This window comes from Nocardiopsis terrae (genome assembly GCF_014651695.1).
Lineage (GTDB): Bacteria > Actinomycetota > Actinomycetes > Streptosporangiales > Streptosporangiaceae > Nocardiopsis > Nocardiopsis terrae.
In genome coordinates this window covers 113,152-136,235 of sequence record NZ_BMXJ01000006.1, presented here as the reverse complement: position 1 = coordinate 136,235, position 23,084 = coordinate 113,152, and the positions used below count along the sequence as shown (strand labels likewise).

General features: G+C 69.9%; 20 protein-coding genes, 2 tRNA genes and 1 pseudogene. 5 read left to right on the top strand and 18 right to left on the bottom strand.

Annotation, left to right across the window (positions count from 1 at the left end):
- Positions 1-446, bottom strand: a pseudogene (locus IE195_RS17725) (hypothetical protein); the annotation flags it as partial.
- 307 nt (positions 447-753) lie between these two features.
- Between IE195_RS17725 and IE195_RS17720 the strand changes: the two are divergent.
- Positions 754-1,464, top strand: coding sequence for a DUF305 domain-containing protein (locus IE195_RS17720; RefSeq protein ID WP_191272900.1), 711 nt, complete (start codon positions 754-756; stop codon positions 1,462-1,464).
- Between the two features lie 149 nt (positions 1,465-1,613).
- Here IE195_RS17720 and clpX read toward each other — a convergent pair whose 3' ends face one another.
- From clpX to IE195_RS17695, 5 genes are all read right to left on the bottom strand, one after another.
- Positions 1,614-2,897 carry an ATP-dependent Clp protease ATP-binding subunit ClpX gene (gene clpX / locus IE195_RS17715; protein ID WP_191272898.1) on the bottom strand — a complete coding sequence of 428 codons (1,284 nt, stop codon included), beginning with the start codon at positions 2,895-2,897 and terminating at the stop codon, positions 1,614-1,616.
- A gap of 291 nt (positions 2,898-3,188) precedes the next feature.
- Positions 3,189-3,845 carry an ATP-dependent Clp protease proteolytic subunit gene (locus tag IE195_RS17710; RefSeq protein WP_191272896.1) on the bottom strand — a complete coding sequence of 219 codons (657 nt, stop codon included), beginning with the start codon at positions 3,843-3,845 and terminating at the stop codon, positions 3,189-3,191.
- Between the two features lie 44 nt (positions 3,846-3,889).
- Positions 3,890-4,438, bottom strand: coding sequence for a ClpP family protease (locus tag IE195_RS17705; RefSeq protein WP_191273690.1), 549 nt, complete (start codon positions 4,436-4,438; stop codon positions 3,890-3,892).
- A 286-nt stretch (positions 4,439-4,724) separates the two neighbouring features.
- Positions 4,725-6,158: a trigger factor gene (gene tig / locus IE195_RS17700; protein WP_191272894.1), complete on the bottom strand. Its 1,434-nt coding sequence runs from the start codon at positions 6,156-6,158 to the stop codon at positions 4,725-4,727.
- A 229-nt stretch (positions 6,159-6,387) separates the two neighbouring features.
- Positions 6,388-6,462, bottom strand: a tRNA-Pro gene (locus IE195_RS17695).
- A 117-nt stretch (positions 6,463-6,579) separates the two neighbouring features.
- Here IE195_RS17695 and IE195_RS17690 point away from each other — a divergent pair.
- Positions 6,580-6,653: transfer RNA gene (locus IE195_RS17690), tRNA-Gly, on the top strand.
- 111 nt (positions 6,654-6,764) lie between these two features.
- Here IE195_RS17690 and IE195_RS17685 read toward each other — a convergent pair.
- Positions 6,765-7,028, bottom strand: coding sequence for a hypothetical protein (locus IE195_RS17685; protein ID WP_191272892.1), 264 nt, complete (start codon positions 7,026-7,028; stop codon positions 6,765-6,767).
- A gap of 222 nt (positions 7,029-7,250) precedes the next feature.
- Between IE195_RS17685 and IE195_RS17680 the strand changes: the two genes are divergently transcribed.
- Both IE195_RS17680 and IE195_RS17675 read left to right on the top strand, forming a co-directional pair.
- Complete coding sequence (locus IE195_RS17680; RefSeq protein ID WP_191272890.1) at positions 7,251-7,754, top strand: adenylyltransferase/cytidyltransferase family protein; 504 nt, start codon at positions 7,251-7,253, stop codon at positions 7,752-7,754.
- 124 nt (positions 7,755-7,878) lie between these two features.
- Positions 7,879-9,741, top strand: a complete 1,863-nt coding sequence (locus IE195_RS17675) for an ABC transporter ATP-binding protein (RefSeq protein WP_191272888.1) — start codon at positions 7,879-7,881, stop codon at positions 9,739-9,741.
- A 46-nt stretch (positions 9,742-9,787) separates the two neighbouring features.
- Here the strand turns inward: IE195_RS17675 and IE195_RS17670 are convergent, their stop codons facing one another.
- The 10 genes from IE195_RS17670 to IE195_RS17625 form a co-directional block, all read right to left on the bottom strand.
- The gene (locus IE195_RS17670; RefSeq protein ID WP_191273688.1) at positions 9,788-10,345 is read right to left on the bottom strand and encodes a (2Fe-2S) ferredoxin domain-containing protein; all 558 of its coding nucleotides are present in this window, start codon (positions 10,343-10,345) and stop codon (positions 9,788-9,790) included.
- Positions 10,346-10,468: 123 nt separating this feature from the next.
- On the bottom strand, positions 10,469-11,329 hold the full coding sequence (locus tag IE195_RS17665) for a M23 family metallopeptidase (protein ID WP_191272886.1): 861 nt from the start codon (positions 11,327-11,329) through the stop codon (positions 10,469-10,471).
- A 52-nt stretch (positions 11,330-11,381) separates the two neighbouring features.
- Positions 11,382-11,594 carry an Rv0909 family putative TA system antitoxin gene (locus IE195_RS17660; protein WP_191272884.1) on the bottom strand — a complete coding sequence of 71 codons (213 nt, stop codon included), beginning with the start codon at positions 11,592-11,594 and terminating at the stop codon, positions 11,382-11,384.
- Positions 11,595-11,779: 185 nt separating this feature from the next.
- Positions 11,780-13,120: a magnesium transporter gene (gene mgtE / locus IE195_RS17655; protein ID WP_191272881.1), complete on the bottom strand. Its 1,341-nt coding sequence runs from the start codon at positions 13,118-13,120 to the stop codon at positions 11,780-11,782.
- Positions 13,121-13,397: 277 nt separating this feature from the next.
- Positions 13,398-14,501: a PP2C family protein-serine/threonine phosphatase gene (locus IE195_RS17650; RefSeq protein ID WP_191272880.1), complete on the bottom strand. Its 1,104-nt coding sequence runs from the start codon at positions 14,499-14,501 to the stop codon at positions 13,398-13,400.
- A 380-nt stretch (positions 14,502-14,881) separates the two neighbouring features.
- The gene (locus tag IE195_RS17645; RefSeq protein ID WP_191272878.1) at positions 14,882-15,349 is read right to left on the bottom strand and encodes a ribose-5-phosphate isomerase; all 468 of its coding nucleotides are present in this window, start codon (positions 15,347-15,349) and stop codon (positions 14,882-14,884) included.
- A gap of 88 nt (positions 15,350-15,437) precedes the next feature.
- The gene (locus tag IE195_RS17640) at positions 15,438-15,584 is read right to left on the bottom strand and encodes a hypothetical protein (RefSeq protein ID WP_191272876.1); all 147 of its coding nucleotides are present in this window, start codon (positions 15,582-15,584) and stop codon (positions 15,438-15,440) included.
- A 126-nt stretch (positions 15,585-15,710) separates the two neighbouring features.
- The gene (locus IE195_RS17635; RefSeq protein ID WP_191272874.1) at positions 15,711-17,132 is read right to left on the bottom strand and encodes an aldehyde dehydrogenase family protein; all 1,422 of its coding nucleotides are present in this window, start codon (positions 17,130-17,132) and stop codon (positions 15,711-15,713) included.
- A 137-nt stretch (positions 17,133-17,269) separates the two neighbouring features.
- Complete coding sequence (locus IE195_RS17630) at positions 17,270-17,425, bottom strand: hypothetical protein (RefSeq protein ID WP_191272872.1); 156 nt, start codon at positions 17,423-17,425, stop codon at positions 17,270-17,272.
- An 81-nt stretch (positions 17,426-17,506) separates the two neighbouring features.
- A complete protein-coding gene (locus IE195_RS17625) occupies positions 17,507-18,142 on the bottom strand; it encodes a mycothiol-dependent nitroreductase Rv2466c family protein (RefSeq protein WP_191272870.1) in 636 nt (211 codons plus the stop codon).
- Positions 18,143-18,380: 238 nt separating this feature from the next.
- Here IE195_RS17625 and pepN point away from each other — a divergent pair, with 238 nt between their 5' ends.
- Positions 18,381-20,924 carry an aminopeptidase N gene (pepN, locus tag IE195_RS17620; RefSeq protein ID WP_191272868.1) on the top strand — a complete coding sequence of 848 codons (2,544 nt, stop codon included), beginning with the start codon at positions 18,381-18,383 and terminating at the stop codon, positions 20,922-20,924.
- 70 nt (positions 20,925-20,994) lie between these two features.
- Here pepN and malQ read toward each other — a convergent pair whose 3' ends face one another.
- Positions 20,995-23,028, bottom strand: coding sequence for a 4-alpha-glucanotransferase (gene malQ, locus IE195_RS17615; RefSeq protein WP_191272866.1), 2,034 nt, complete (start codon positions 23,026-23,028; stop codon positions 20,995-20,997).
- Positions 23,029-23,084 lie beyond the last annotated feature (56 nt).

Below are 23,084 nucleotides of genomic sequence, written 5' to 3'. Positions count from 1 at the left end.
GCCTTGTCCGAGATGTCGAAGACCCGGATGCCCTCGAACCCGTCGGGATCGGTGGTGGGCACGGAGGGCGCGCCGCACTCGTCACCGGCCCGGGGGTAGTCCACCGCGAAGTACAGCAGGTCCCCGCTGACCGAGACGTCTCCCTGACCACCGGGGCACAGCACCTCGGAGACGACCCGGGGAGCTTCGGGTTCGGAGATGTCGTAGACGACGAAGCCGTCGTAGTTGCCGCCGATGGCGTAGTCACCCGTGAACGCCAGGTCCGAGTTGAAAGCCGAGATCAGGGCCTGGGGTTTGGGGACGTTGGCCAGGTGTACCACTCCCCCGCCCGTGCTCACCCCGTCGTCGGCGACGGCGCCCGGGACCGTCAGCCCCACCGCCGCGAGCAGCGCGGAGACCGCCGTGACACCGCGGCGTCCATGCCTTCGCCCCGCCCCCGAAGCCATGCCCCACCCCCGAGAACCACTCGAAGAAGCCAGTTGACTACTTTGGGTTATACATGCATCACTCTCCATAGAACAGACGAAACACCGAGATCAGACATCTCACCCTGAAGCCACCCTCCTCCGGGCGCCGCACGGACACCCCAGCGCACCCGAGGACCCGACACAGCGCGACCGGCACGGGCCCGACACTGGACAAAACACCCACCGAGTGAGTAGAAAACCCGCAGGATGTCGCGTTCACCCTGGCGCGCTCTCCGACACCGTCGGGCACCCGGCCCGCCGAACCCCCACCCCTGGAGGAGACCTCGTGCGTCGCCTGGCACTCGCAGCCGGAACCGCTCTCGTGCTGCTCGGAGCCTCGGCCTGTACCGGCGAGGACGGCGGGCAGGACTCCGCCAACGTCATCGCCCCCGGAGCCCCCGGAGAGTCCTCCACCCCCGCCACCCCCGACCAGATCGCCGCCCTCGCCGAGGAACAGGGGCACAACGAAGCCGACGTCACCTACCTCGTGAAGATGATCGAACACCACGCCCAGGCCCTGGAGATGACCGACCTGGTCGAGGAGCGCCACGAACGCGACGGGATCGAGCGCATCGCCGACCGGATCTCCGCGGCCCAGGGCCCCGAGATCACCGCGATGGAGAGCTGGCTGGAGGAGAACGTCTTCGGTCCCGCCCGGGAGAACCCGGCCCACCAGAACTTCTGCGGGCTGGAGGGCGACGGCAGCCACCACTCCGAGGACGGGGAGGTGGTCGAGTGCGATCTCCAGGTCGACCACGAGGACATGGAGGGCATGGCCTCCCCCGAGGAGATGGAACGCCTCGCCGGGGCCGAGGGCGGGGACTTCGACCAGCTCTTCGTCGAACTCATGACCGTCCACCACCAGGGCGCGGTCACCATGGCCGAGGAGGTCATGGCCCAGGGCAAGGACCAGGAGATCCTGCGGATGGCCAACGACCTCATCGCGGAGCAGAACACCGAGATCTCCCGTATGGAACAGGTCCTGTCCGAGGACTAGGCCGTGTTCGTCCCGGCCCCGGGCACCGGTGTCCGGCTCTCGGCGGCGCGGTGAGGGGCCTGAGACGCGCCTCGGGGCGCCCTCCCTGGTAGAAGGGCGCCCCGGGGGCTCGTGTTCGCCTCCCGCGCGTTCTCAGCGGGCAGGCGGGATCAGGCCGACTTCTCCTGGCGTCCGTCGCCCGAGTCCAGCTGGCCCCGCGGCACGATCGTCGGGTTCACGTGCTGCTCGACGGACTCGCGGGTGATGATCACCTGGGCGACGTCCTCACGGCTGGGCACCTCGTACATCACCGAGAGCAGAACCTCCTCGATGATGGCGCGCAGACCGCGGGCCCCGGTCCCCCGGATGATGCCCTGCTCCGCGATGGCCTCCAGGGCGTCCTGGGTGAACTCCAGCTCCACGTTGTCCAGGTCGAACAACCGCTGGTACTGCTTGACCAGGGCGTTGCGCGGCTCGGTGAGGATCTGGATCAGCGCGGCCTTGTCCAGGTTGTGCACGCTGGTGATCACCGGAAGACGGCCGATGAACTCCGGGATCATCCCGAACTTGAGCAGGTCCTCCGGCATGACCTCGCCGAACAGCGCGGTCTCGCCGCCCTTCTCGCTCTTGGGACGCAGCACGGCGTTGAAACCCATGCCCTGCTGACCGGTGCGGGACTCGATGAGCTGCTCCAGCCCCGCGAAGGCCCCACCGCAGATGAACAGCACGTTGGTGGTGTCGATCTGGATGAACTCCTGGTGCGGGTGCTTGCGTCCGCCCTGCGGGGGGACGCTCGCCGTGGTGCCCTCCAGGATCTTCAGCAGCGCCTGCTGGACACCCTCACCGGACACGTCGCGCGTGATCGAGGGGTTCTCGCTCTTGCGGGCGACCTTGTCTACCTCGTCGATGTAGATGATGCCGGTCTCGGCCTTCTTGACGTCGTAGTCAGCGGCCTGGATCAGCTTCAGGAGGATGTTCTCGACGTCCTCGCCCACGTAACCCGCCTCGGTCAGCGCCGTGGCGTCCGCGATGGCGAAGGGGACGTTCAGGATCTTCGCGAGGGTCTGGGCCAGCAGGGTCTTGCCCGACCCGGTCGGCCCCAGCAGGAGAATGTTCGACTTGGCGATCTCGACGTCCTCGTCACCGGGACGGTCGGTCTCCGAACGGACCCTCTTGTAGTGGTTGTACACCGCCACCGAGAGGGACTTCTTCGCCTGCTCCTGACCGATCACGTACGAGTCGAGGAACTCGTAGATCTCGCGGGGCTTGGGAAGGGAGTCCCACGTGAGCTCCGTGGCGTCGGCGAGTTCCTCTTCGATGATCTCGTTGCACAGGTCGATGCACTCATCGCAGATGTACACGCCGGGGCCGGCGATGAGCTTCTTCACCTGCTTCTGGCTCTTGCCGCAGAATGAGCACTTCAGCAGATCCCCGCCGTCACCGATGCGTGCCACCCAGCCACTCCTCAAAACTAAGGCCGCCCCGTTCCCGGCGCACCCGGCGCCGAACGGACGGAAAGCTCAAGTTCCCGTGATCCGTTCACGACCGGCCAGCCACGAACGGGGCGATCTGTGTGTCGCTCTCCGCCAGACTAAGCGAAAAACCGGACCGGCTTCACCACCGGGCTGCCCCAGGCGGGTCAGAAACCGGTCCGGCAGGTACTTCCCGATGGCCGGACTCCTCTGACCGGGAACGCCTCCGCATGCGCGGAAAGTCCCGGCCAGAGGCCGACGGCCGGTGTCGCCCTACTTCAGGGAAGCCTTGCGGTAGGGCAGCACGAAGTCGATGAGACCGTATTCGACGGCCTCCTCCGAGGTGAGGATCTTGTCCCGCTCGATGTCCTTCGAGATCTGCTCCGCGGACCGCCCGGTGTGCTTGGCCAGGGTGCTCTCCAGCTGCTGGCGGATCCGGGTGATCTCGTTGGCCTGGATCTCGATGTCACTGGCCTGACCGTGCATACCCTCGGTCGCGGGCTGGTGAATCATCATCCGGGCGTTGGGCAGCGCACCGCGCTTGCCCTTGGTGCCGCCCGTCAACAGGATCGCGGCGGCCGACGCAGCCTGTCCGATGCACACCGTCTGGATGTCGGGGCGCACGAACTGCATGGTGTCGTAGATCGCCATGAGCGAGGTGAAGGACCCGCCCGGCGAGTTGATGTACATCTGGATGTCCCGCTCGGAGTCGAGCTGCTCAAGCGTGATGAGCTGGGCCATCAGGTCGTTGGCCGAAACGTCGTCGATCTGGACGCCGACGAAGATGATCCGCTCTTCGAAGAGCTTGTTGTACGGGTTCATCTCCTTGACGCCGTACGACGTACGCTCCACGTAGGACGGCAGGACGTAGCGGCTCTGGGGAGCCATCGAGGCCGCGCCGCCGATGGGACTGGGATTGAACTCGGTCATTTCACGCCTTCCACGCACTGCGCCGATTCATGGGCTGGGCCAGGTCAGCTGGTCACGTCGAGGGTGCCCTCGAGCACCTCGTCGATGAAGCCGTACTCCAGTGACTCCCGGGCCGTGAACCAGCGGTCACGATCGGCGTCCTTCTCGATCTGCTCGACCGTCTGCCCGGTGTGCTCGGAGATCTTCTCGATGAACATCTTCTTCACGTAGAGCAGCTGGTCAGCCAGGATCCGGATGTCGGAGGCGGTGCCCCCGATGCCACCGGAGGGCTGGTGCATCATGACGCGGGTGTGCGGCAGCGCGTAACGCTTGCCGGGAGCACCGGCGCACAGGAGCATCTGGCCCATGGAAGCGGCCATACCGATACCCACGGTGCGCACGTCGTTGGGGATGTACTGCATGACGTCGTAGATCGCCATGCCCGCCGTTACGGAACCACCCGGCGAGTTGATGTACATGGTGATGTCCCGCTGGCGGTCCTCGGCGGACAGCAGCAGGAGTTCACCAACCAGGCGGTTGGCGATGTCATCGTCGACCTGCTGGCCGAGGAATACGATTCGCTGGCGCAACAGGCGCTGAGGCGTCTGCTCAATAAAAGGGGAAAGCTGCGGATCCGACGTACGAGCGTCGAATCGCGGGGACTCATCAAAGGTCGGCGGCACTCTCGTCACCTGCTCCGGAATCGAAACGGTTGCGATACAGCGACACTAACGCCGACAGACGCCAGGCTCGTCCGGATACCGTCCCTGTTCGCTTTGAGCGCAGGGTGCGGCGGGCCCCGAACGCGCCTTTTCTCCTGGCGGCGAACAAACACGACGGGCCCCGACCGACCCGGTCCGGGTCGGTCGGGGCCCGTACGAGGGCTGTGCGGCCGAAGGACTACTTGGAGTCGGCCTCGGCAGCCGTCTCGTCGTCCTTCGTCTCCTCGACGGCCTCGTCGGCCTCGGTGACCGCAGCGGCGGCGGCCTTGGCGGCCTCCTCCACGGCGTCCTCGTCCGAGGCCTCGACGATCTCCTGCTCGACGACGTTGCCGTCCTCGTCGGTCACCTTGGCACCGGCCAGGACCAGGTCCATGGCCTTGCCGCGGACGACCTCGGTGAAGGCGACACGGATCTGGTTCGACTCGACCAGGTGCTGGGCCAGCTGGTCCGGGCTCACACCCATGCGCTGGGCCTGCTCGAACACGTACTGGCTGAGCTCGCCCTGGTCGGCGCTGAGGTCCTCCTGGAGGGCCAGCTGGTCGAGGATGAAACCAGCCTTGACCGCCGAGTTGGCGCCGGTCTTCAGCTCCTCCTCGAACTCCTCCTCGGTCTTCTCCTGCGACTCGAGGTAGGCCTCCTTGGTCAGGCCGCTCTGCGCCAGCTGCTGCTCCAGGCTCTGACGACGACGGGTGATCTCCTCGTCGACGACCGCGTCGGGCAGCGGGATCTCGACGGAGTCGATCAGCTTCTCCAGCGCCTTGTCACGAGCGGCGGAGAGCTGCTGCATCCGACGGACGTCGGCCATGCGCTTGCGCACGTCCTCACGCAGCTCGTCGATGGTGTCGAACTCCGAGGCGAGCTGGGCGAACTCGTCGTCCAGCTCGGGCAGCTCCTTCACCTTCACCGAGTGCACGGTGACGGTGACGTCCGCCTCCTCGCCCTCGTGCTCGCCACCGACGAGGGTGGTCTTGAAGGTGGCCTCGCCACCGGCCTCCATGCCGCGCAGGGTCTCGTCGAGGCCCTCCAGCATGGTGTTGGTGCCGACCTCGTAGGAGTAGCCGCTGACGGCGACGTCCTCGAGCTTCTCACCGTCGATGGCGGCGGCCAGGTCGATGGAGAGGTGGTCGCCGTCCTCGACGGGACGGTCGGCACCGACAAGGGTGGAGAAGCGCTCGCGCAGGGTGCCGATCTGCTCGTCGACCTGCTCGTCGGTGACGGTCGCGTTGTCGACGGTCACCTCGATGCCCTTGTAGTCCTTCACCTCGAACTTGGGTCGGATGTCGACCTCGGCGGTGAAGGCGAGCTCGTCGTTGTCCTCCAGCTTGGTGACCTCCACGTCGGGCTGGCCGAGCGCGAAGATCTCCTCCTTCTGGATGGCTTCGTTGTAGAGCTCCGGAACGGCGTGGTTGACAGCTTCGCTGATCACCGCGCCACGGCCGACGTAGCGGTCGATCAGCCGCGCCGGCGCCTTGCCCGGGCGGAAGCCCTTGATCCGAACCTGCTTCGCGAGCGACTTGTAGGTCTCGTCGAAAGCGTGCTCGAGCTCCTCGAAGGGCACCTCGATGGTCAGCTTGACCCGGGTCGGGCTGAGCTCCTCGACATCGGTCTTCACGGGGCGGTACTCCTAGGTTTGCCGGCTGGTGTCCGCGTCGGCCCGCAGGCGCACCACACAAACGGCGAATGCACGCGCGCACCCCGGGCCAGTGATGACCACGTTCTACTGGGGTGCCCTGCGACGGGCTGGGACTTACAGTTTCCTGCTGATCGCACCAAGTCTAGGGCAGATACACAGGGGGCCACGGCGCACGGCCCGAAGGCCGCGCAACCAGTGGGTGGTTTCGTCGGGGTGGCGGGATTCGAACCCGCGGCCTCATGCTCCCAAAGCATGCGCGCTAACCAAGCTGCGCTACACCCCGTTGCCCGGCGCGGACACACGTTCCCGAAATCGGGTGTGCGACCACCGCCCCGGAGACTGTACTCTTGTCTCCGTCGGCTCCACGAGTCTAGAGGAAACTCAAGGGCTCCGATGCCACGCGGGCGTAGTTCAATGGTAGAACCCCAGCCTTCCAAGCTGGTCATGCGAGTTCGATTCTCGTCGCCCGCTCCACCCGGAGCGAGCTGGTGTGCACGGCACACACGGCTCGCTCCGTTTCTTTGCCCGGGAGCACCCCGGAGCCCCCGCGCCACACGGCGCGGGCGACCCGGCGGCCCCGAAGGATCAGAGCCGTTCGGCGACGTTCACCCGGAAGTGGAACTCGGTCGTGGCGCCGACCAGGTTGACGAGGTAGGAGTCCTCTGAGATCCGGTAGACCGTGCGCTCACGCTCGGCCCAGGGATGTGTCGGGGTGAAACTCCCGGTCAGCTCCAGCGCCGCCGCCCTGGCCTGCTCCCGTTCGGGGTACTCACCCCTGATCAGCCCCATCCCCCAACGCACGTTCTGCCCGTAGCTGATGCTCTCCTCGACCAGTACCGACCACGCCATCAGCTGAATCCACCCTTCTCCGCGAACCCTTTCGGTGATGGGACTCACCGTCGACCCGGAAGGTTCGGGGTGACGGGACTCACACATTCGGACGAACACGGTTCGGTTCAGACGTCCCCGGAGGCGGAATACCCGCCTCGAACGGGTACGTTGACCTTTCGGGCGGCCCCGTCGGCTCGATCAGGTGCGGGCGCCCCTCGGGTTCGGCGAAACGGGGGCCAGATGACGGACACGGACGGGACTCACGAGATGGCGGAGCCGCTCAGCGCGCTCTGGTTCCAGCGGCCGGAGCCACTGGAGCGCCCAGCCGTGGTCACCGGTGTCTTCGACGTCCTGCACGTCGGGCACGTGCGCTTCCTGCGCTCCATCGCCGAACGCGGACTCCCCCTGGTCGTGGGCATCGAGTCCGACGAACGCGTGCGGGCCTGGAAGGGCCCCGGGCGCCCGGTCAACCCCGACGCGGAACGGGCCGAGACCATCGCCGCCCTCTCCTGTGTGACCGGCTCCTTCATCATCGAGGGCCCGCCCCCGGTCGCCGACTGGGCGGCCTACGCGGACCTGCTCCGCCCCCTCGCACCGGCCGCCCTGGCCTTCACCGCCGGGGACCGCTACACCCAGGCCAAGATCCGCGGGGCCGACGCCCTCGACGCCCAGGCCTGGGAGCTTCCCTTCACCCCCGGCCGCTCCACGACCGCGGCGCTCGGCCGTCTCGCGCACTCCCTCTGACCCGGGGTGCCGCGCCTCACACCCGACCGCGCCCGGTCCGGCCGCCGCCCCCGGGCGGGAAGCGGTGCGCGCACACCGGCGTTGACGCATGCGTGGCGAACCGAGGTACGAAACGAGGCTGCCGATGATGTCAGGGAGGCCCTCCTACAGGGCACTGGTCAACGACGGAAGCGCACGCGGGCAGGAACTGCCCCCGGGGATCACCGGACGCGTCCTGTCCTACGCGACACCGCACTGGCGATCCATCGTGCTCTTCCTCATGGTGACCGCGGTGGGCGCGGCCATCGTCGTGGCCAACCCGCTGCTGCTGCGGGCCATCATCGACCGGGGCATCATTCCGGGGAACACCTCGCTGGTCGTCTGGCTGGCGGTCGCCGCGGCCGTGCTGGCGCTCCTGGAGGGCGTCATCACCCTGACCGGCCGGTGGCTGTCCTCCCGGATCGGTGAGGGCGTCATCTACCTGCTGCGCACCCAGGTGTTCACCCACGTGCAGCGGATGCCGATCTCCTTCTTCACCCGCACCCAGACCGGTTCGCTGATCAGCCGCCTGAACACGGACGTGGTCGGCGCCCAGCGCGCCATCACCTCGGTGCTGCAGTCCGTGGTGTCCAACCTGATCAGTGTGGTGGCGGTGGTCATCACGATGCTGGCGCTGTCCTGGCAGGTGACCCTGCTGGCGCTGGCCCTGGTGCCGCTGTTCATCGTCCCAGCGAAGCTGCTGGGCCGCAGGCTCGCCAACATCTCCCGCGACGCCATGGACAACAACGCCGCGATGAGCTCGCTGATGACCGAGCGGTTCAACGTCGGCGGGGCCATGCTGGTCAAGCTGTACGGGCGCCCGGACGAGGAGTCGCGGGGCTTCGCCGGCAGGGCGGCGCGCGTGCGCGACCTGGGGGTCCGCCAGTCCGTGATCGGCGGCCTGCTGTTCACGATGCTGGCCACCATCACGGCGCTGGCCATGGCGATGGTCTACGGCGTGGGCGGCGTGCTGGCCGCCGGCGGCGCCTTCGAGGTCGGCACGCTGGTCGCCCTGACCACCCTGCTGGCCCGGCTCTACGGGCCGGTGACCACCCTGTCCAACGTGCACGTGGAGATCATGACCGCGCTGGTCTCCTTCGACCGGGTCTTCGAGGTGCTGGACCTGGAACCGCAGATCAAGGAGAGCCCGGACGCGAAGCCACTGCCGAGCGGCCCGCTGAGCGTGGAGTTCGACCGGGTGTCCTTCCGCTACCCCGGCTCCGCGGAGACCTCGGTGGCCTCTCTGGAGCTGACGCCGCAGGCCGAGGGCACCGAGGACACCCAGGTGCTGAGCGAGGTCTCCTTCCGTGCCGAACCCGGTCGGATGGTGGCTCTGGTGGGTCCGTCGGGCGCGGGCAAGACCACCCTCACCCACCTGGTGTCCCGGCTGTACGACCCGACCGAGGGGACGGTGCGGATCGGCGGGCTGGACCTGCGCGGGACCACCGGCGACTCGCTGCGCGAGGCCGTGGGCGTGGTGACCCAGGACGCGCAGCTCTTCCACGACACCGTGGGCGCCAACCTGCGCTACGCCAAACCGGGCGCGACCGACGAGGAGTTGGCGGAGGTGCTGCGGATGGCACGCCTGGGGCCGCTCCTGGAGCAGCTCCCGAACGGGCTCGACACGATGGTCGGTGACCGCGGGTACCGCCTCTCCGGCGGTGAGAAGCAGCGCCTGGCGATCGCGCGGCTGCTGCTGAAGGCGCCGTCGATCGTGGTTCTGGACGAGGCCACGGCCCACCTGGACTCCGGGTCCGAGGCTGCGGTGCAGGAGGCCCTGGCGGTCGCTCTGCAGGGCCGGACCTCACTGGTGATCGCACACCGGCTGGCCACGGTCCGCGAGGCCGACCAGATCCTGGTCCTGGAGGACGGCCGAATCCTGGAACGCGGTACGCACGAGCAGCTGCTGGACGCGGAGGGCCTGTACACGGCGCTGTACCGCACCCAGTTCGCGCCGCAGTCCCGCTAGTACGCGGCGGGGCGGATGGGGCCCGCCGGGTTCCGGAGCCCCGCCCCTAACCCGGGCCCTTCTTGCCCTTGCCCTTCCTGGCCTTCTTGGCCTTCTTGCCCTTGGCCTTCTTCTTGGCGCCGTCCTTCTCGGCCTTCCCGCCACCGCCGTTCGTGGCGCCGCCTCCGTCCGACTCCGCCCCGGCAGCCCGCTCGGCCTTCTCGGCCTTCTTGGCCTTCTTGGCCTTCTTGGCCTTCTTGGCCAGCTTCTCCTCGGCCTTCCTGCGTTCCTTCTTCGCGGACTTGGAGTGCTTGGGCTTCTTGCGCTTCTTCGGCTTCTTGGCGTCCTTGGAGGTCACGTGGTCCGCGAGGACGGCGGGAAGCGGAGCGATCCCGGGCCCTCCCTCGAAGATCCAGTCGTCCACCGCGTCCAGGAGCCCGTCCTCGGTCATCCGGCCCAGCCAGACGGGGCGTCCTCCCGCGGCCCGGCCCTCCTGGGAGGGTTGGACCACGACGACGTTGGCCTGGAAGCAGATGCCCAGGCACTTGCTGGTGCGGACCGGCACACGGCGGGCGGAGTGGTCATCGATCGCGCTGAGCCGGGCGAGCTGGGCCTTGTGGTCCACCCCCGGCACCTTCTTCTTCGTCCCGCAGCAGCAGCCGCGACAGACCGTGAGTTTGCAGGGCGCACCGTCGACCGCGTTCACCACTCCGCACCCCCGTTAGGTTCGCCTTACCTCACTGTCAGGTTAGTCTCCCGCTGAACCACTCTGATCAGCGGGGACGGCGTAGGGGCCGGTGACCTCCACCGGACGCCAGGTCTCCGGCAGGCCCTCGGAGCCCTCGGAGTCAGGGGTTCCTGCCTTCCAACCGCTCCCCCAGACCACGGGCAGCCCGGCGGCGAAGAGCGGATGCGGCAGATCCATCAGCTGCATCCGGACCTGCGGCTCGGTGCAGGCCCCCGAACTGCCGCATCGGGCGATCGGCTGGCCCGCCACCACCCGGTCTCCGGGAGCCACCGCGGCCGACCCCCGGCGCAGGTGGCCCAGGAGTACGTGGGCGCCACCGATGTCGATGACCACGTGGTTGCCCATCAGCCCCGAGGGGCCCCGGAACTCGCGCAGGGTGTTCTCCACGACCGTGCCGAACAGCCAGAGCCAGGAGTTGCGGCTGCGGTGGTCGCGTTGGCGGTCGTGCACCCGGACCACGGTGCCGTCGGCCGGTGCGTACACGCGGGCACCGAAGGCCGGGAAGTCCTCCGGGGGACGGCTGAGCGGGCGCCAGGCGATGTCGGGGCGGGTGCCGTCCTCCGCGACCAGTCCGAGCGCGTACGTCTGCCCGTAGGCGTGGGTGCCCTGGCTCGGAACACTGTCCACGGGACTGGTCAACGCCATCCACCGGCCGCGCACCGGCGGCGCCAGGGCTCTCGGGGCGCAGCGCGGGGTGCCCAGACGCAGGTGCACGGCCAGGGCCACCAGCAGCAGGACACCGCCGACCCACCAGGACAGGCCGAGGTACCCGGCCAGGAGAGCGGCCATGGCCAGCCACATCAGGGGCATACGGAGCCTGGCGAGAAGGACGGGAAGGGGACGCGGAGCGGAGGAGCGCATCCACCATTGTGGACACGGCCCGACCGCCCCGCGTCCCCGTCTGCCGTCCCGGCTAGGACTCCTTGTCGTCCCGGTCGTTCTCCCGGGCGCGTTTGCGCAGGTAGTCCGTGGCCGCGCCGGCCCCCTTGTCGATCTTGTCGTCGTGTGCGCCGCCGGTGGCCTTCTTCGCGGCCCTGGCAGCCTTTCCGACCACACCCTCGGCCTTGTCGGCGTTGTCGGTGACGGCCTTCTTCAGCCGGTCGAACACACCTCCGCTAGCGGACATGGAATCCCCCCTGTAGATCCGTCCTGCTTCCTGACGTAATACCCGCTCCAACCGGGGTTCATGCGGCGTGTCACCGGTCGGGAACCTCGCGTACGGGCCCGGGCACGGGCCCGGCCAGAGGCCCCGTATCCGCCGGTCCGTTCGGCCGAACGGACCGGCGGAACCGTTCGGTCGTCCGGGTCCGGTCAGAGGCCGAGGACCATCTGGGCCACGGAGAAGTAGATGAGCAGGCCGGTGGCGTCCACGAGGGTCGCGACCATCGGTGAGGAGACCACCGCCGGGTCCACCCCCGCCTTGCGGGCCAGCAGGGGCATCGACGAGCCGATGACGGCCGCCCAGGTGCAGATCGCGATCACCGACAGGGCGACCACCATCGCGACGTCGAACCCGACCAGCAGGGAACCGATGGCCAGGGCGATCCCGGCGAGCATCACACCCAGGAGCAGGCCGACCCGGCTCTCCTTCCAGATCACCGAGGGCAGGTCGCGCACCCGGACCTCGCCGACCGCGAGGGCGCGCACGATCGCCGTGGCCGACTGGGCGCCGACGTTCCCGCCGGTGCCGATGAGCATCGGGACGAACATCGCCAACGCCGTGACCTGCTCGAGCGTGGCCTCGTAGACCTGCATGACGTTGACGGTGAGGGTCGCCGCGACGATGAGCAGCATGAGCCACACCGAGCGGGCACCGACCAGGCGCAGCACACCGACGGACACGTAGTGCTCGCCGACCGGGCTGGCACCGGACTGGCGGGCCATGTCCTCGGAGTCGGCCGCCTCGATGACCTCCAGGGCGTCGTCGAAGGTGAACAGCCCGACGAACCGGTCCTCGGAGTCCACCACCGGGAGGGAGACCAGGTTGGCCTCCTGGATCAGTCGGGCGGCGTCCTCGACCGGCTCGCTGGCCCCCACCCGCGGCGCGAACACGTCCACCAGGTCCTTGAGGAGGCGGTCGTCGTCGCTGACCACGAGGTCGCTCAGGGTGATGGTGCCGACCAGGCGACGGCCGTCGCTGACCACCGGCAGGGTGTAGATCGTCTCGGCGTCGGCTCCTTTGGCGCGCACCACCTCCAGGGCGCGGCCGACGGTCAGGTCCCGGTGCAGGATGACCGTCTCAGGGGTCATGTACCTGCCGACCGAGTCCTCCGGGTAGCCGAGGAGCGCGGCGGTCATCTTGCGTTCGGCGGGGCTCAGACCGGCCAGGGCGCGGGTGGCGATCTTGGCCGGCGCCTCCCCGATGAGGCGGGCCCGGTCGTCCGGGTCCATCTCCTCGAGGATCTCGTGGAAGTCGGTGCCGCGCAGGCCGAGGAGGATGGCCTGCTGCTGACCGGGGTCGAGCTCCTCGAAGACCTCCAGCTCACGGTCCTTGTCCAGGAGCCGGAACGGGATGATCGCCTCGCGGCCGACCATGCGGGAGAGTTCGTCCGCTATCTCGTGGGGCCTGTGTTCGGCCAACCAGAGCCTGATCCCGGTCAGGTCGTTGGTCTCGACCAGATCCGTGAGTTCTTCAGCGCGCTCGCCGTCCATGCGAAGCACCCCCTTGCGTCTCCATCGCCCGGCGGGCACGCCCGCGGGGCCGCGAAATCTGGGAAGTCCGGGTCCTGTCCCGGGGCTCGGTCCGGCCCCTCGTCACTGGTGTGGTGGGCCGTGCGGCGCCGGCGCCCGGGAGGCGTGGAGGGGCGGGGCGGGCACGGCGGTCCGGGGACGGGTACGAAGACCTCGTACCGGGGTCGGGGAACATGTCGACCCTACCGCCAGGAGCGGCGGGGGCGGCTCATCCCCGCGGGAGCGGAGCGGGTTCGGGTCAGGTGCGCCAGAGGACGACGAGGGCGCAGTCGTCGTTCTTGTCCTTGCTGAGCGTGTCCACGACCTCGTCCGCGCCGGTGGCGAAACCCTGGGTGACCAGGATGTCGGCGGTTCCGAGAAGACGGTCGATGCCCGCGTCCAGGTCCTCCCCCGGCGTCTCGATGAGACCGTCGGTGCACAGCATGATCGCGTCTCCGGGACGGAGCTTGCCCTCGACCGAGGTGTAGGTCATCTCGGGGATGACGCCCAGGACCACGCCCTTGGCCTCGGTGGTGCTCCACACCCCGCCGCCGCTGTCGTAGTGCAGCGCGGGCGGGTGTCCGGCCGAGGTGACCTGGTAGGCGCCGGTGTCGGTGTCCACACTCAGGTGCACGGCGGTCACGAAGCCCTCACCGCCGCTGTTGCGCATCAGGTAGTCGTTGCAGTGGGCGAGGAAGTCGCCGGCGGGCACCGCCCCGATCAGCCCGCTGAAGGCCCCGGAGAGCATCAGGGCCCGGGTCCCGGCGTCCACGCCCTTGCCGGAGACGTCGACGACGGCGACGTCGAGCCGGTTCTCCCTGCGGATGGAGACCACGAAGTCACCGCCGAAGGAGGAGCCGCCCGCCTGGCGCAGGACAGCGGTACGCCCCCACCCCTCGGGGAGCTCGGGCAGGTTTCCCTGGTCGCGGAGGCGGTCACGCAGGTCCAGCAGCATCATCTCGCCGCTCAGCCCCTGCACGCCGAGGCGTTCGCGCACCCCGGACAGCAGGTAGGACAGCACCCCGGTGACACCGATGGTGACGAGCAGGCCGGGGCCCACCTGGCCGAAGTCGAGCATGAAGGCCACGAACAGCAGGACCGCCGCGACCACGCCGAGCAGGAAGGCGAGGCTCTTGCGCTTGAGCAGCAGTCCTCCGGCGAGGACGGTCAGGATGGTGGAGCTGGGCGGGAACCAGCCCGCGGGTCCCCAGACCGCGCCCACCCCGATCCCCACCGCGATGGCGACGAGGGTGATCAGGACGAGCCGGTAGCGGAACAACACCTTGCGCCGGAGCACCGCGATGAGCCGCTGCGCGGTGGAGCGCAGCAGCCGGGTGGTCTTGGCGGTCGGTGTGGAGTTCATCGGTCCTCTCGGCCCGCTCGCCCGCGGGGGTTACTCCTGGTCGTCGTACGGCACACCGGTGCGGTCGCGTCGGGGGCCGGTTCGTGTCGGCGGGCCGTGGCGTTGTGGGGCACGCCCGGATCGTGGTGGCTGGTTCCGCTCAGGGGGCGCGGGAACCGTTGGGTCGCGGACGACACCAGCCCGCCGCCGTGCACGAACTGTAGCGGTTGGCATGCGGCCGTGGCACGTGCAACCAGCGGTGTTCCGCCCCTTAACCCCGGTTTTGGGTTCCGCCTAAACCCGGGTGTACGGGGCTGGATCCGAGTACGGATGCGCCCCCGCGCGCCGAACACACGGGGGCGGACGATCGGCCCCGCGCCCGTGCGGGACCACGGACGGGGTTACGGAAGCGGGGGGAGCTCGCCGGTCTGCTCGTAGTCGCCGAGCATGGCGATACGGCGGGTGTGCCGCTCCTCGTCGCTGTACGGGGTGGTGAGGAAGAGTTCGACGAACCGGGTGGACTCCTCCAGGGAGTGCATCCGACCGCCGACGGAGAGCACGTTGGCGTCGTTGTGTTCCCGCGCCAGCCTGGCGGTGTCCTCGCTCCAGGCCAGAGCGGCACGGACGCCCCGGACCTTGTTGGCGGCGATCTGCTCGCCGTTGCCGGAACCGCCGATCACCACCCCCAGGGAACCCGGGTCCCCGGCGACGCCCTCGGCGGCGCGCAGGACGAAGGGCGGGTAGTCGTCGACCGCGTCGTAGACGGCCGGGCCGGCGTCGACGACCTCGTGGCCGTGCTCCTTCAGCCAGGAGACGAGGTGTTCTTTGAGCTCGAAGCCCGCATGATCTGATCCAAGGTAAACACGCACGTCACCAGTGTGACAGCTCCCTGGTACGGACGACGCCGCGCCCCCGCCGGTCGGTGGACCGGCGGGGGCGCGGCGTTCTCCGTGCGGGTCAGGCACCGGCCGCGGCGGCCGCGACGCTCAGTCCGAGCGCGGCGAAGCCGACCATCGACAGGATCGCCACCAGGTTGTACACGAACATCGACTTGAGGTCCTTACTGAGGGGACCTGCCTTGGAGACCGCGGGCTTGCTGCTCAACTCACACCTCGTTTGGGTTCGACCAGGGGATGACCAGTCGGAATTTTTCCACACCCCACAACGCGCGCATCACCGGGGCCGATTCCGGCCGAACGCGCGCGGGGGCCGTGAGTCCGGCCACAGCGGTCAGGTCTGCACGGCCTTGACCTCGCAGAACTCGACCAGGCCGGGCAGCCCCCACTCACGGCCGTTGCCGGAGCGCTTGTAACCGCCGAAGGGCGCCCGCGGGTTCATGGCCCCGCCGTTGAGCTCGATCTGGCCGGCCCGCAGGCGGCGGGCGACCGCCAGCCCCTCCTCCTGGTCGCCCGACCACACCGCGGCGTTGAGGCCGTAGACGGTGTCGTTGGCGATCTCGACCGCCTCCTCCACCGTGTCGTAGGGGATGAGGACGAGCACCGGGCCGAAGATCTCCTCCTGGGCGATGCGCATGTCGTTGCGCACGTCGGCGAAGACTGTCGGACGGACGTAGAAGCCCTTCTCCAGCCCCTCGACCGGCTCGGAGCCACCGGTGACCAGGCGGGCGCCCTCCGAAACACCGAGGTCCACGTAGGAGCGGACCTTGTCGAACTGGGCCGCGGAGACCAGCGGGCCCATCCGGGTGCCCTCGTCCCGGGGGTCGCCCGGGGCGTACTTGGCGGCGGAGGCGGCGGCCAACTCGACGGCCTCCGCGTAGGAGTCGCGGTGCACGAGCATCCGGGTGAGCGCGTTGCAGCTCTGGCCGGTGTTGCGCATGACGTCGGCGACACCGCGCTTGACCGCCTTGGTCAGGTCGGCGCCCGGCAGGATGAGGTTCGGCGACTTGCCGCCCAGTTCCAGGGCGACCTTCTTGACCGTTTCGGCCGCGACCTGGGACACCCGGGTGCCGGCGCGGGTGGAGCCGGTGAAGGAGACCATGTCGATCCCGGGGTGGGCGGCGATCGCCTCGCCCACCACCGGGCCGGTGCCGGAGACCAGGTTGAACACGCCCGCGGGCAGACCTGCCCCGTCGAAGACCTCCGCCAGCGCGTAGGCGCTCAGCGGGGCGACCTCGCTGGGCTTGAGGACCACGGTGTTGCCCGCGAGCAGCGCGGGGACGACCTTGAGGACGATCTGGTGCAGCGGGTAGTTCCACGGGGTGATCGCGCCGACCACTCCGATCGGCTCGTGCACCACGAGGGAGTTGCCGACCTTCTCCCCGGTGAAGTAGCGCTCCCCGTGCTCCTCGACCAGGTCGATGTAGGTCCGGAACATGAGCGAGGGCAGTCCGGCCTGCACCTTGGCGGCGAAGGTGGCGGGAGCGCCCATGTCCCGGGTGAGTTCGGCGGCGATGTCACCGATACGGGCGTTGAACAGCTCCAGGGCCTTGGTCAGGTGGGTGACGCGCTGGCCCGGGGTGAGCGCCGACCAGGCGGGGAGGGCGGCGGCCGCGGCCTCGACCGCGGCGTCGACGTCAGCGGTGGCGCCAGCCGGAACGGTGTCGATGACCTGCTCGGTAGCCGGGTTGACCACGTCAAGGGCCTCGTCGGAGGCGGAGTCGCGCCAGGCGCCGTCGATGTAGAGGGATCGCATGGTCCCACTTTCTCAGAACGTGATTCTGGTTGGCCAGGGCGGGGAGGCCCCGAAGGGGCGGCCGGGGCGGGGACCCGTGGTTCCACGGATACCCGCCCCGGACCGCCCCCGTGTCCGGTCCGGCCGCCCCGTGCGGATCAGTCCCAGTGCGGAGGGCGGTCGGCGATCAGCCGCGCGGTGGAGTCCTCGTCGCCGTCGCCCCAGCCCTCGGAGCGTTCGTCGCTCGTGGTGTCGGGCAGCAGGTCGAGGTCGTCGAGGAAGTTGGGGCGGCGGTCACCGTCAGGCCCGGGCATGGGTCCTCCGTGGTCGTGGAGCTACGTGTCCGCAGGGGCTGCGGGGTTGCGGGTTCCGCGGGTCGGGGCCCGCGGAGCGGATCAGTCGAAGACGGGGTTGCGGGTGCGGGTGCGCTTGAGCTCGAAGAAGCCGTCGGTCCCGGCGACCAGGCGCACGCCGTCCCAGAGCTTCCCGGCGTCCTCCCCCCGCGGGATCGGGGTGACGACCGGGCCGAAGAACGAGACGCCCTCCACCTGGACGACCGGTGTGCCCACGTCCTCACCGACCAGCTTCATCGCCTCACCGTGCGAGGCGCGCAGGGCCTCATCGTATTCGGTGGAGTCCGCGGCGTCGGCCAGGTCGGCGGGCAGGCCGGCGTCGGCCAGCGCGGCGCGGACCGTGTCCGCGGTACGCGGTTCGCCGTTGTTGTGGAACCGGGTGCCCAGGGCGGTGTAGAGGTCGCCGAGAACGTCCGGTCCGAAACGCTGCTCGGCGGCGACGCACACGCGCACCGCACCCCAGGAGCGGTCGATCGAGTCCCGGTACTCCTGGGGCAGGTCGCTGCCCTCGTTGAGCACCCCGAGGCTCATCACCCGCCAGCGCACCCGCACCGGCCGGACCTGCTCCACCTCCAGCAGCCACCGGGAGGTGATCCACGCCCACGGGCAGGCCGGATCGAACCACATGTCCGCGTGGATGGTCTCCTGGTCGCCCGTCTGTTCGGGGGACTGGGTCATCGCTGCTCCTCGTCTGGGACGGTCCAAGCCCCGGGGCCGGCCCCGGGACGGCCGAGAACTTCTCGCCGTAGGTCACCAACCACGCCCATCGGTTGCACATTCCGCTCGTGTGCGTGGCAGGATCGATCCCGGATGACAACGACCTCCGGCCCGACGACGCCCACCCCAGGCGGCAGGCTCGCCGCGGTCGGCAACGATTTCCGGCCGGCGACGACGGCGGCCGTGGAGGGAGCGTGGCGTGGCAGGGAACCTGACACGGGACGAGGCTCGGGAGAGGGCGCGCATTCTCAGCGTCGGCTCCTACGCCGTGGAGCTGGACCTGACCACCGGGGACGAGACCTTCCGGTCCACCACCGTGGTGCGTTTCTCCAGCACTGAGCCGGGCGCACGGACCTTCGTCGACCTGGCCGCGCCGAGGATCCGGAGCGCCGTGCTGAACGGTCGCGAGCTGGACGCGGCGGAGCTGTTCGACGGCGAGCGGCTCACCCTGCCGGACCTGGCGGCCGAGAACGAACTGACGGTGGTCGCCGACGCCGCCTACATGCGCACCGGTGAGGGCCTGCACCGGTTCGTGGACCCGGTCGACGGGTCGGTGTACCTGTACAGCCAGTTCGAGACGGCCGACGCGCACCGCATGTTCACGTGCTTCGACCAGCCCGACCTGAAGTCCGTCTTCGAGCTGACCGTGTACGCGCCCCCGTCGTGGGAGGTGGTGTCCAACAACGCCCCCGACGTGGAGCGCGAGGCCGCGGGCGAGGAGCGGGTCCGCTGGCACTTCCCCGCCACCCAGGTGATGTCGACCTACATCACCGCGCTGATCGCGGGGCCGTACCACGTGGTCCGCGACGAGCACGACGGCATCCCGCTGGGCCTGTACTGCCGGGCCTCGCTCGCCGAGCACCTGGACTCCGAGGCGCTGTTCGAGGTCACCAAGCAGGGCTTCGACTTCTTCCACGGCCTGTTCGACCTGCGCTACCCGTTCGGCAAGTACGACCAGCTCTTCGTGCCGGAGTTCAACGCGGGCGCGATGGAGAACGCCGGCGCGGTGACGTTCCTGGAGGACTACGTCTTCCGCTCCCGTGTCACCGACGCCCGCTACGAGCGCCGCGCCGAAACCATCCTGCACGAGATGGCGCACATGTGGTTCGGCGACCTGGTCACCATGCGCTGGTGGGACGACCTGTGGCTGAACGAGTCGTTCGCGACCTACGCCAGCGTCTACTGCCAGGTCAACGCCACCAGGTGGTCCGACGCCTGGACGACGTTCGCCAACGTGGAGAAGGCCTGGGCGCTGCGCCAGGACCAGCTGCCCTCCACGCACCCGATCGCCGCCGACATGGTCGACATCCAGGCGGTCGAGGTCAACTTCGACGGCATCACCTACGCCAAGGGCGCCTCGGTGCTCAAGCAGTTGGCCGCGTACGTGGGCGTGGACGCGTTCTTCGCGGGCGTGCGCGCCTACTTCAAGGAGAACGCGTTCGGCAACACCGAGCTGAAGGACCTGCTCAAGCATCTGGAGGCCGCCTCCGGGCGCGACCTGTCCGGATGGTCGCGCGAGTGGCTGGAGACCACCGGCGTCAACACCATGCGGCCGGACTTCGAGGTCGACGCGGACGGGAACCTCACGTCCTTCGCGGTCCTGCAGGAGGCCGCCCCGGAACACCCGACGCTGCGCTCGCACCGTCTGGCCGTGGGCCTGTACGACCGCACCGCGGACGGCATCGTGCGCCGCGAGCGCGTGGAGCTGGACGTCAGCGGTGAGCGCACCGAGGTGCCCGAGCTGGTCGGCAGGGCCCGGCCGGACCTGGTGCTCATCAACGATGACGACCTCACCTTCACCAAGATCCGCCTGGACGAGCGCTCCCTGGGCACCGTGGTGGAGGGCGCCGGTGAGATCCGCGAGTCCCTGCCCCGCGCGCTGGCCTTCGGCGCCGCCTGGGACATGACCCGGGACGGCGAGATGGCCGCCCGTGACTACGTCGCCCTGGTGATCTCCGGGATCGGCGGCGTGAACGACGTCACGGTCGCCCAGACCCTGCTCCGCCAGGCCTCGGGGGCGCTGTACAACTACGCCGACCCGGCGTGGCGCCCGTTCGGGTTCGAGCTGCTGGCCGACCGCCTGCGCGAGCTGCTCTCCGCCGCCGAGCCCGGCAGCGACCTCCAGTTGGCCTACGTCAACGCGCTGGCGGACGCCGCCGTGAGCGACGCCCACCTGTCGCTGCTGCGCGGCCTGTTGGACGGCGCCATCACCGTGGACGGTCTGACGGTCGACACCGACCTGCGCTGGACCCTGCTGCGCCGGCTGGTCGCCGCGGGTGAGGCGGGCGAGTCGGAGATCGCCGCCGAGCTGGAGGCCGACCCGACCGCCACCGGCCAGCGCAACGCCGCGGGCGCCAGGGCCGCCGTCCCCACGGCCGAGGCCAAGGAGGCCGCCTGGGAGCGGATCGTGGGCGGGGACCTGGCCAACGCCGAGTTCCGCGCCACCCTGCTGGGCTTCAGCGAGCCGCGCCAGGCCGAGCTGTACCGCCCCTACGTGGAGCGGTACTTCGACCAGCTCGCCCCGGCCTGGGAGAAGTGGACCGGTGAGTTCGCGCAGACCTTCGCCGAGGTGGTCTACCCGAGCCAGCTGGTCGAGGAGGCGACACTGGAGCGCACCGACTCCTACATCGCCGACAACGCCCCCGCGCCGGCGCTGCACCGCCTGCTGATCGAGGGCCGGGCCGGGGTCGAACGCGCCCTGCGCGCCCGCGCCACCGACATCGCCGCCGGCCGGAAGGGCTGAGGCGGGCGACTGGCGCTACTGGTCCGCCGCGGCCCCGGGGAGCTCTCCCCGGGGCCGTCGCGTACCCGGCCTAGAGTTCCCGGTAGTGGTTGCCGAGCGGGCCCAGGGTGCGGCGGATCCGGGCGACCATCCGCGGGTCGGCCAGGAGTTCGTCCACCAGGACCGGCTCGCCCTCGCTGCTGGTGAGCGGGATCCGCCAGTTCGGGTACTCGGTGCTGGTCCCCGGCTGGTTCTGCATACGCCGCTCCCCCACAACGTCGGTGAGCGCCACCCCGAGCATCCGGGCCGGCGTCGCCGCGAGATAGGCGTGCATCGCCGCGACCACGGCGGCCGGATCGCCGACCGGGTCGGCGTCCTCCTCGAGGAACCCCAGGTACACCAGCAGCGCGCACCACTGGTCCACCCGGGCCTCGGAGTCCGCCAGTTCCTCCGCGGCGGGCCGGTCGAGCAGGCCCAGGCGGTCACGCAGTTCGACGTGCTCGGCGGACAGGTAGGAGGCGACCGGCGGGAGGTCGTGGGTGGCCACGGTGGCCAGGCAGTCCCGGCGCCACCGGTCGGGCTCGCACGGCCGCCCCTCCTCGTCGTTCTCGAACCACAGCACGGACGTACCGAGGATGCCCCGGCCCGCCAGGTGGTCGCGGACCCACGGCTCGACGGTCCCCAGGTCCTCCCCGATGACCACCGCGTCGGCCCGGTGGGCCGCCAGCGCCAGGGTGCCGACCATGCCCTCGTGGTCGAAGCGCAGGTAGGTCCCCTGGTCGGCGGAGGCGCCCTCGGGTACGCACCACAGGCGGAACATGCCCATGACGTGGTCCATCCGCAGGCCGCCCGCGTGGCGCAGGCTCTGGGAGAGGATCTGGCGGAAGGGCCCGTACCCGAGCTGGGCCAGACGGGTCGGGTTCCAGGGCGGCTGCCCCCAGTCCTGACCGAGCTGGTTGAACTCGTCCGGCGGGGCCCCCACGTGCAGCCCGGGGACGAGCGCGTCGCCGTACATCCACGCGTCCGCGCCGCCCGCCTGCACACCGATCGCGAGGTCGTGCACGATCCCGAGGCGCATACCGCTGTCGAGGGCGCTCTCCTGCGCCTGGGCGAGCTGTTCGTCGAGGATCCACTGGAGCCAGCGGTGGAACTCCACCCGCGGCCACAGCCTCAGGGCCTCCCGGCCCACCGCGAGCGAGCCGACGTCGCGCAGGTGCGCGGGCCAGGAACGGAAGTCGGGCCCGTGTTCCTCCGCCAGCGCCGACCACGTCGCGAACTCGACCAGGGGCTGGCCCTCGCGTTCCTGGTAGCGGCGGAGTGCCTCCTCCCGGCCCGGGGCGCGGGGCACCTGGAAGAGGATCTCCAGTGCGGTGCGCTTGGCCTCCCAGACGGCGTCCCGGTCGAGCAGGTCGGCGGTGCGGCCGTGTTCCCGCAGCGGCCGTGCCAGGCGCTGCACCCCCTCGCGCTGCGCGGGGTCGAGGCGTGCGTACTCGGGCACGTCCTCCACCCGGATGTAGAGCGGGCTCGCGTAGCGGCGGCTGACCGGCAGATAGGGGGAGGGTTCGACGGGCACCAGCGGTTCGGTGGCGTGTACCGGGTTGACGAGGGTGAAGTCCGCTCCGAGGTCGCGGGCGCTCCAGTCGGCGAGCTCGGAGAGGTCGCGCAGATCGCCGGTGCCCCAGGAAGCGCGGGAGCGCACGCTGTAGACCTGTGCCATCAGGCCCCACAGGCGCGGGTTCTCCCGCAGCGCGGTGGGGTCGATCCGGTCGGGGACCACCAGGAGCGGGGCGTCGTGTTCAGCGCCGTTGTCGGTCACCCGCAGGGTGTGCGTCCCCAGCGGCAGCCCCGGGTCGAACGGCAGCAGGGAGCCGTCGGCGGTCTCCACGGTGCTGCGGGCCCCCTCGGGCAGCACCAGATCGGGCGCCTTGCCCTCGCGAACCACCACCGCGGGCGGCAGCGGGCCGCGGCCCGGTCCCTGGCCGGGGTCCCGCGGATCCACCCCCAGGGCGGACAGGACATGGCGGATCGTGTCCGGACTGACGGGCACCTGTCGTCCCCGCCAGTCCTCGTACGTGGTCGCGACCCCGTGCTGCTCGGCCACCCGGGCCAGCTGAACGTCCCTCACAGAAACCGATCATGCCCCACAGGGGCCCGTGTACACCGGAGGACGGCCCGGTGTGG

What these genes read in the sequence shown, in the direction of transcription:
- IE195_RS17710 (WP_191272896.1), bottom strand. Translation starts at nt 3,845, where the DNA reads ATGACCGAGTTCAATCCCAGTCCCATCGGCGGCGCGGCCTCGATGGCT.
- IE195_RS17685 (WP_191272892.1), bottom strand. Translation starts at nt 7,028, where the DNA reads ATGGCGTGGTCGGTACTGGTCGAGGAGAGCATCAGCTACGGGCAGAAC.
- IE195_RS17680 (WP_191272890.1), top strand. Translation starts at nt 7,251, where the DNA reads ATGACGGACACGGACGGGACTCACGAGATGGCGGAGCCGCTCAGCGCG.
- IE195_RS17675 (WP_191272888.1), top strand. Translation starts at nt 7,879, where the DNA reads ATGATGTCAGGGAGGCCCTCCTACAGGGCACTGGTCAACGACGGAAGC.
- IE195_RS17665 (WP_191272886.1), bottom strand. Translation starts at nt 11,329, where the DNA reads ATGCGCTCCTCCGCTCCGCGTCCCCTTCCCGTCCTTCTCGCCAGGCTC.
- IE195_RS17660 (WP_191272884.1), bottom strand. Translation starts at nt 11,594, where the DNA reads ATGTCCGCTAGCGGAGGTGTGTTCGACCGGCTGAAGAAGGCCGTCACC.
- mgtE (WP_191272881.1), bottom strand. Translation starts at nt 13,120, where the DNA reads ATGGACGGCGAGCGCGCTGAAGAACTCACGGATCTGGTCGAGACCAAC.
- IE195_RS17650 (WP_191272880.1), bottom strand. Translation starts at nt 14,501, where the DNA reads ATGAACTCCACACCGACCGCCAAGACCACCCGGCTGCTGCGCTCCACC.
- IE195_RS17635 (WP_191272874.1), bottom strand. Translation starts at nt 17,132, where the DNA reads ATGCGATCCCTCTACATCGACGGCGCCTGGCGCGACTCCGCCTCCGAC.
- IE195_RS17630 (WP_191272872.1), bottom strand. Translation starts at nt 17,425, where the DNA reads ATGCCCGGGCCTGACGGTGACCGCCGCCCCAACTTCCTCGACGACCTC.
- IE195_RS17625 (WP_191272870.1), bottom strand. Translation starts at nt 18,142, where the DNA reads ATGACCCAGTCCCCCGAACAGACGGGCGACCAGGAGACCATCCACGCG.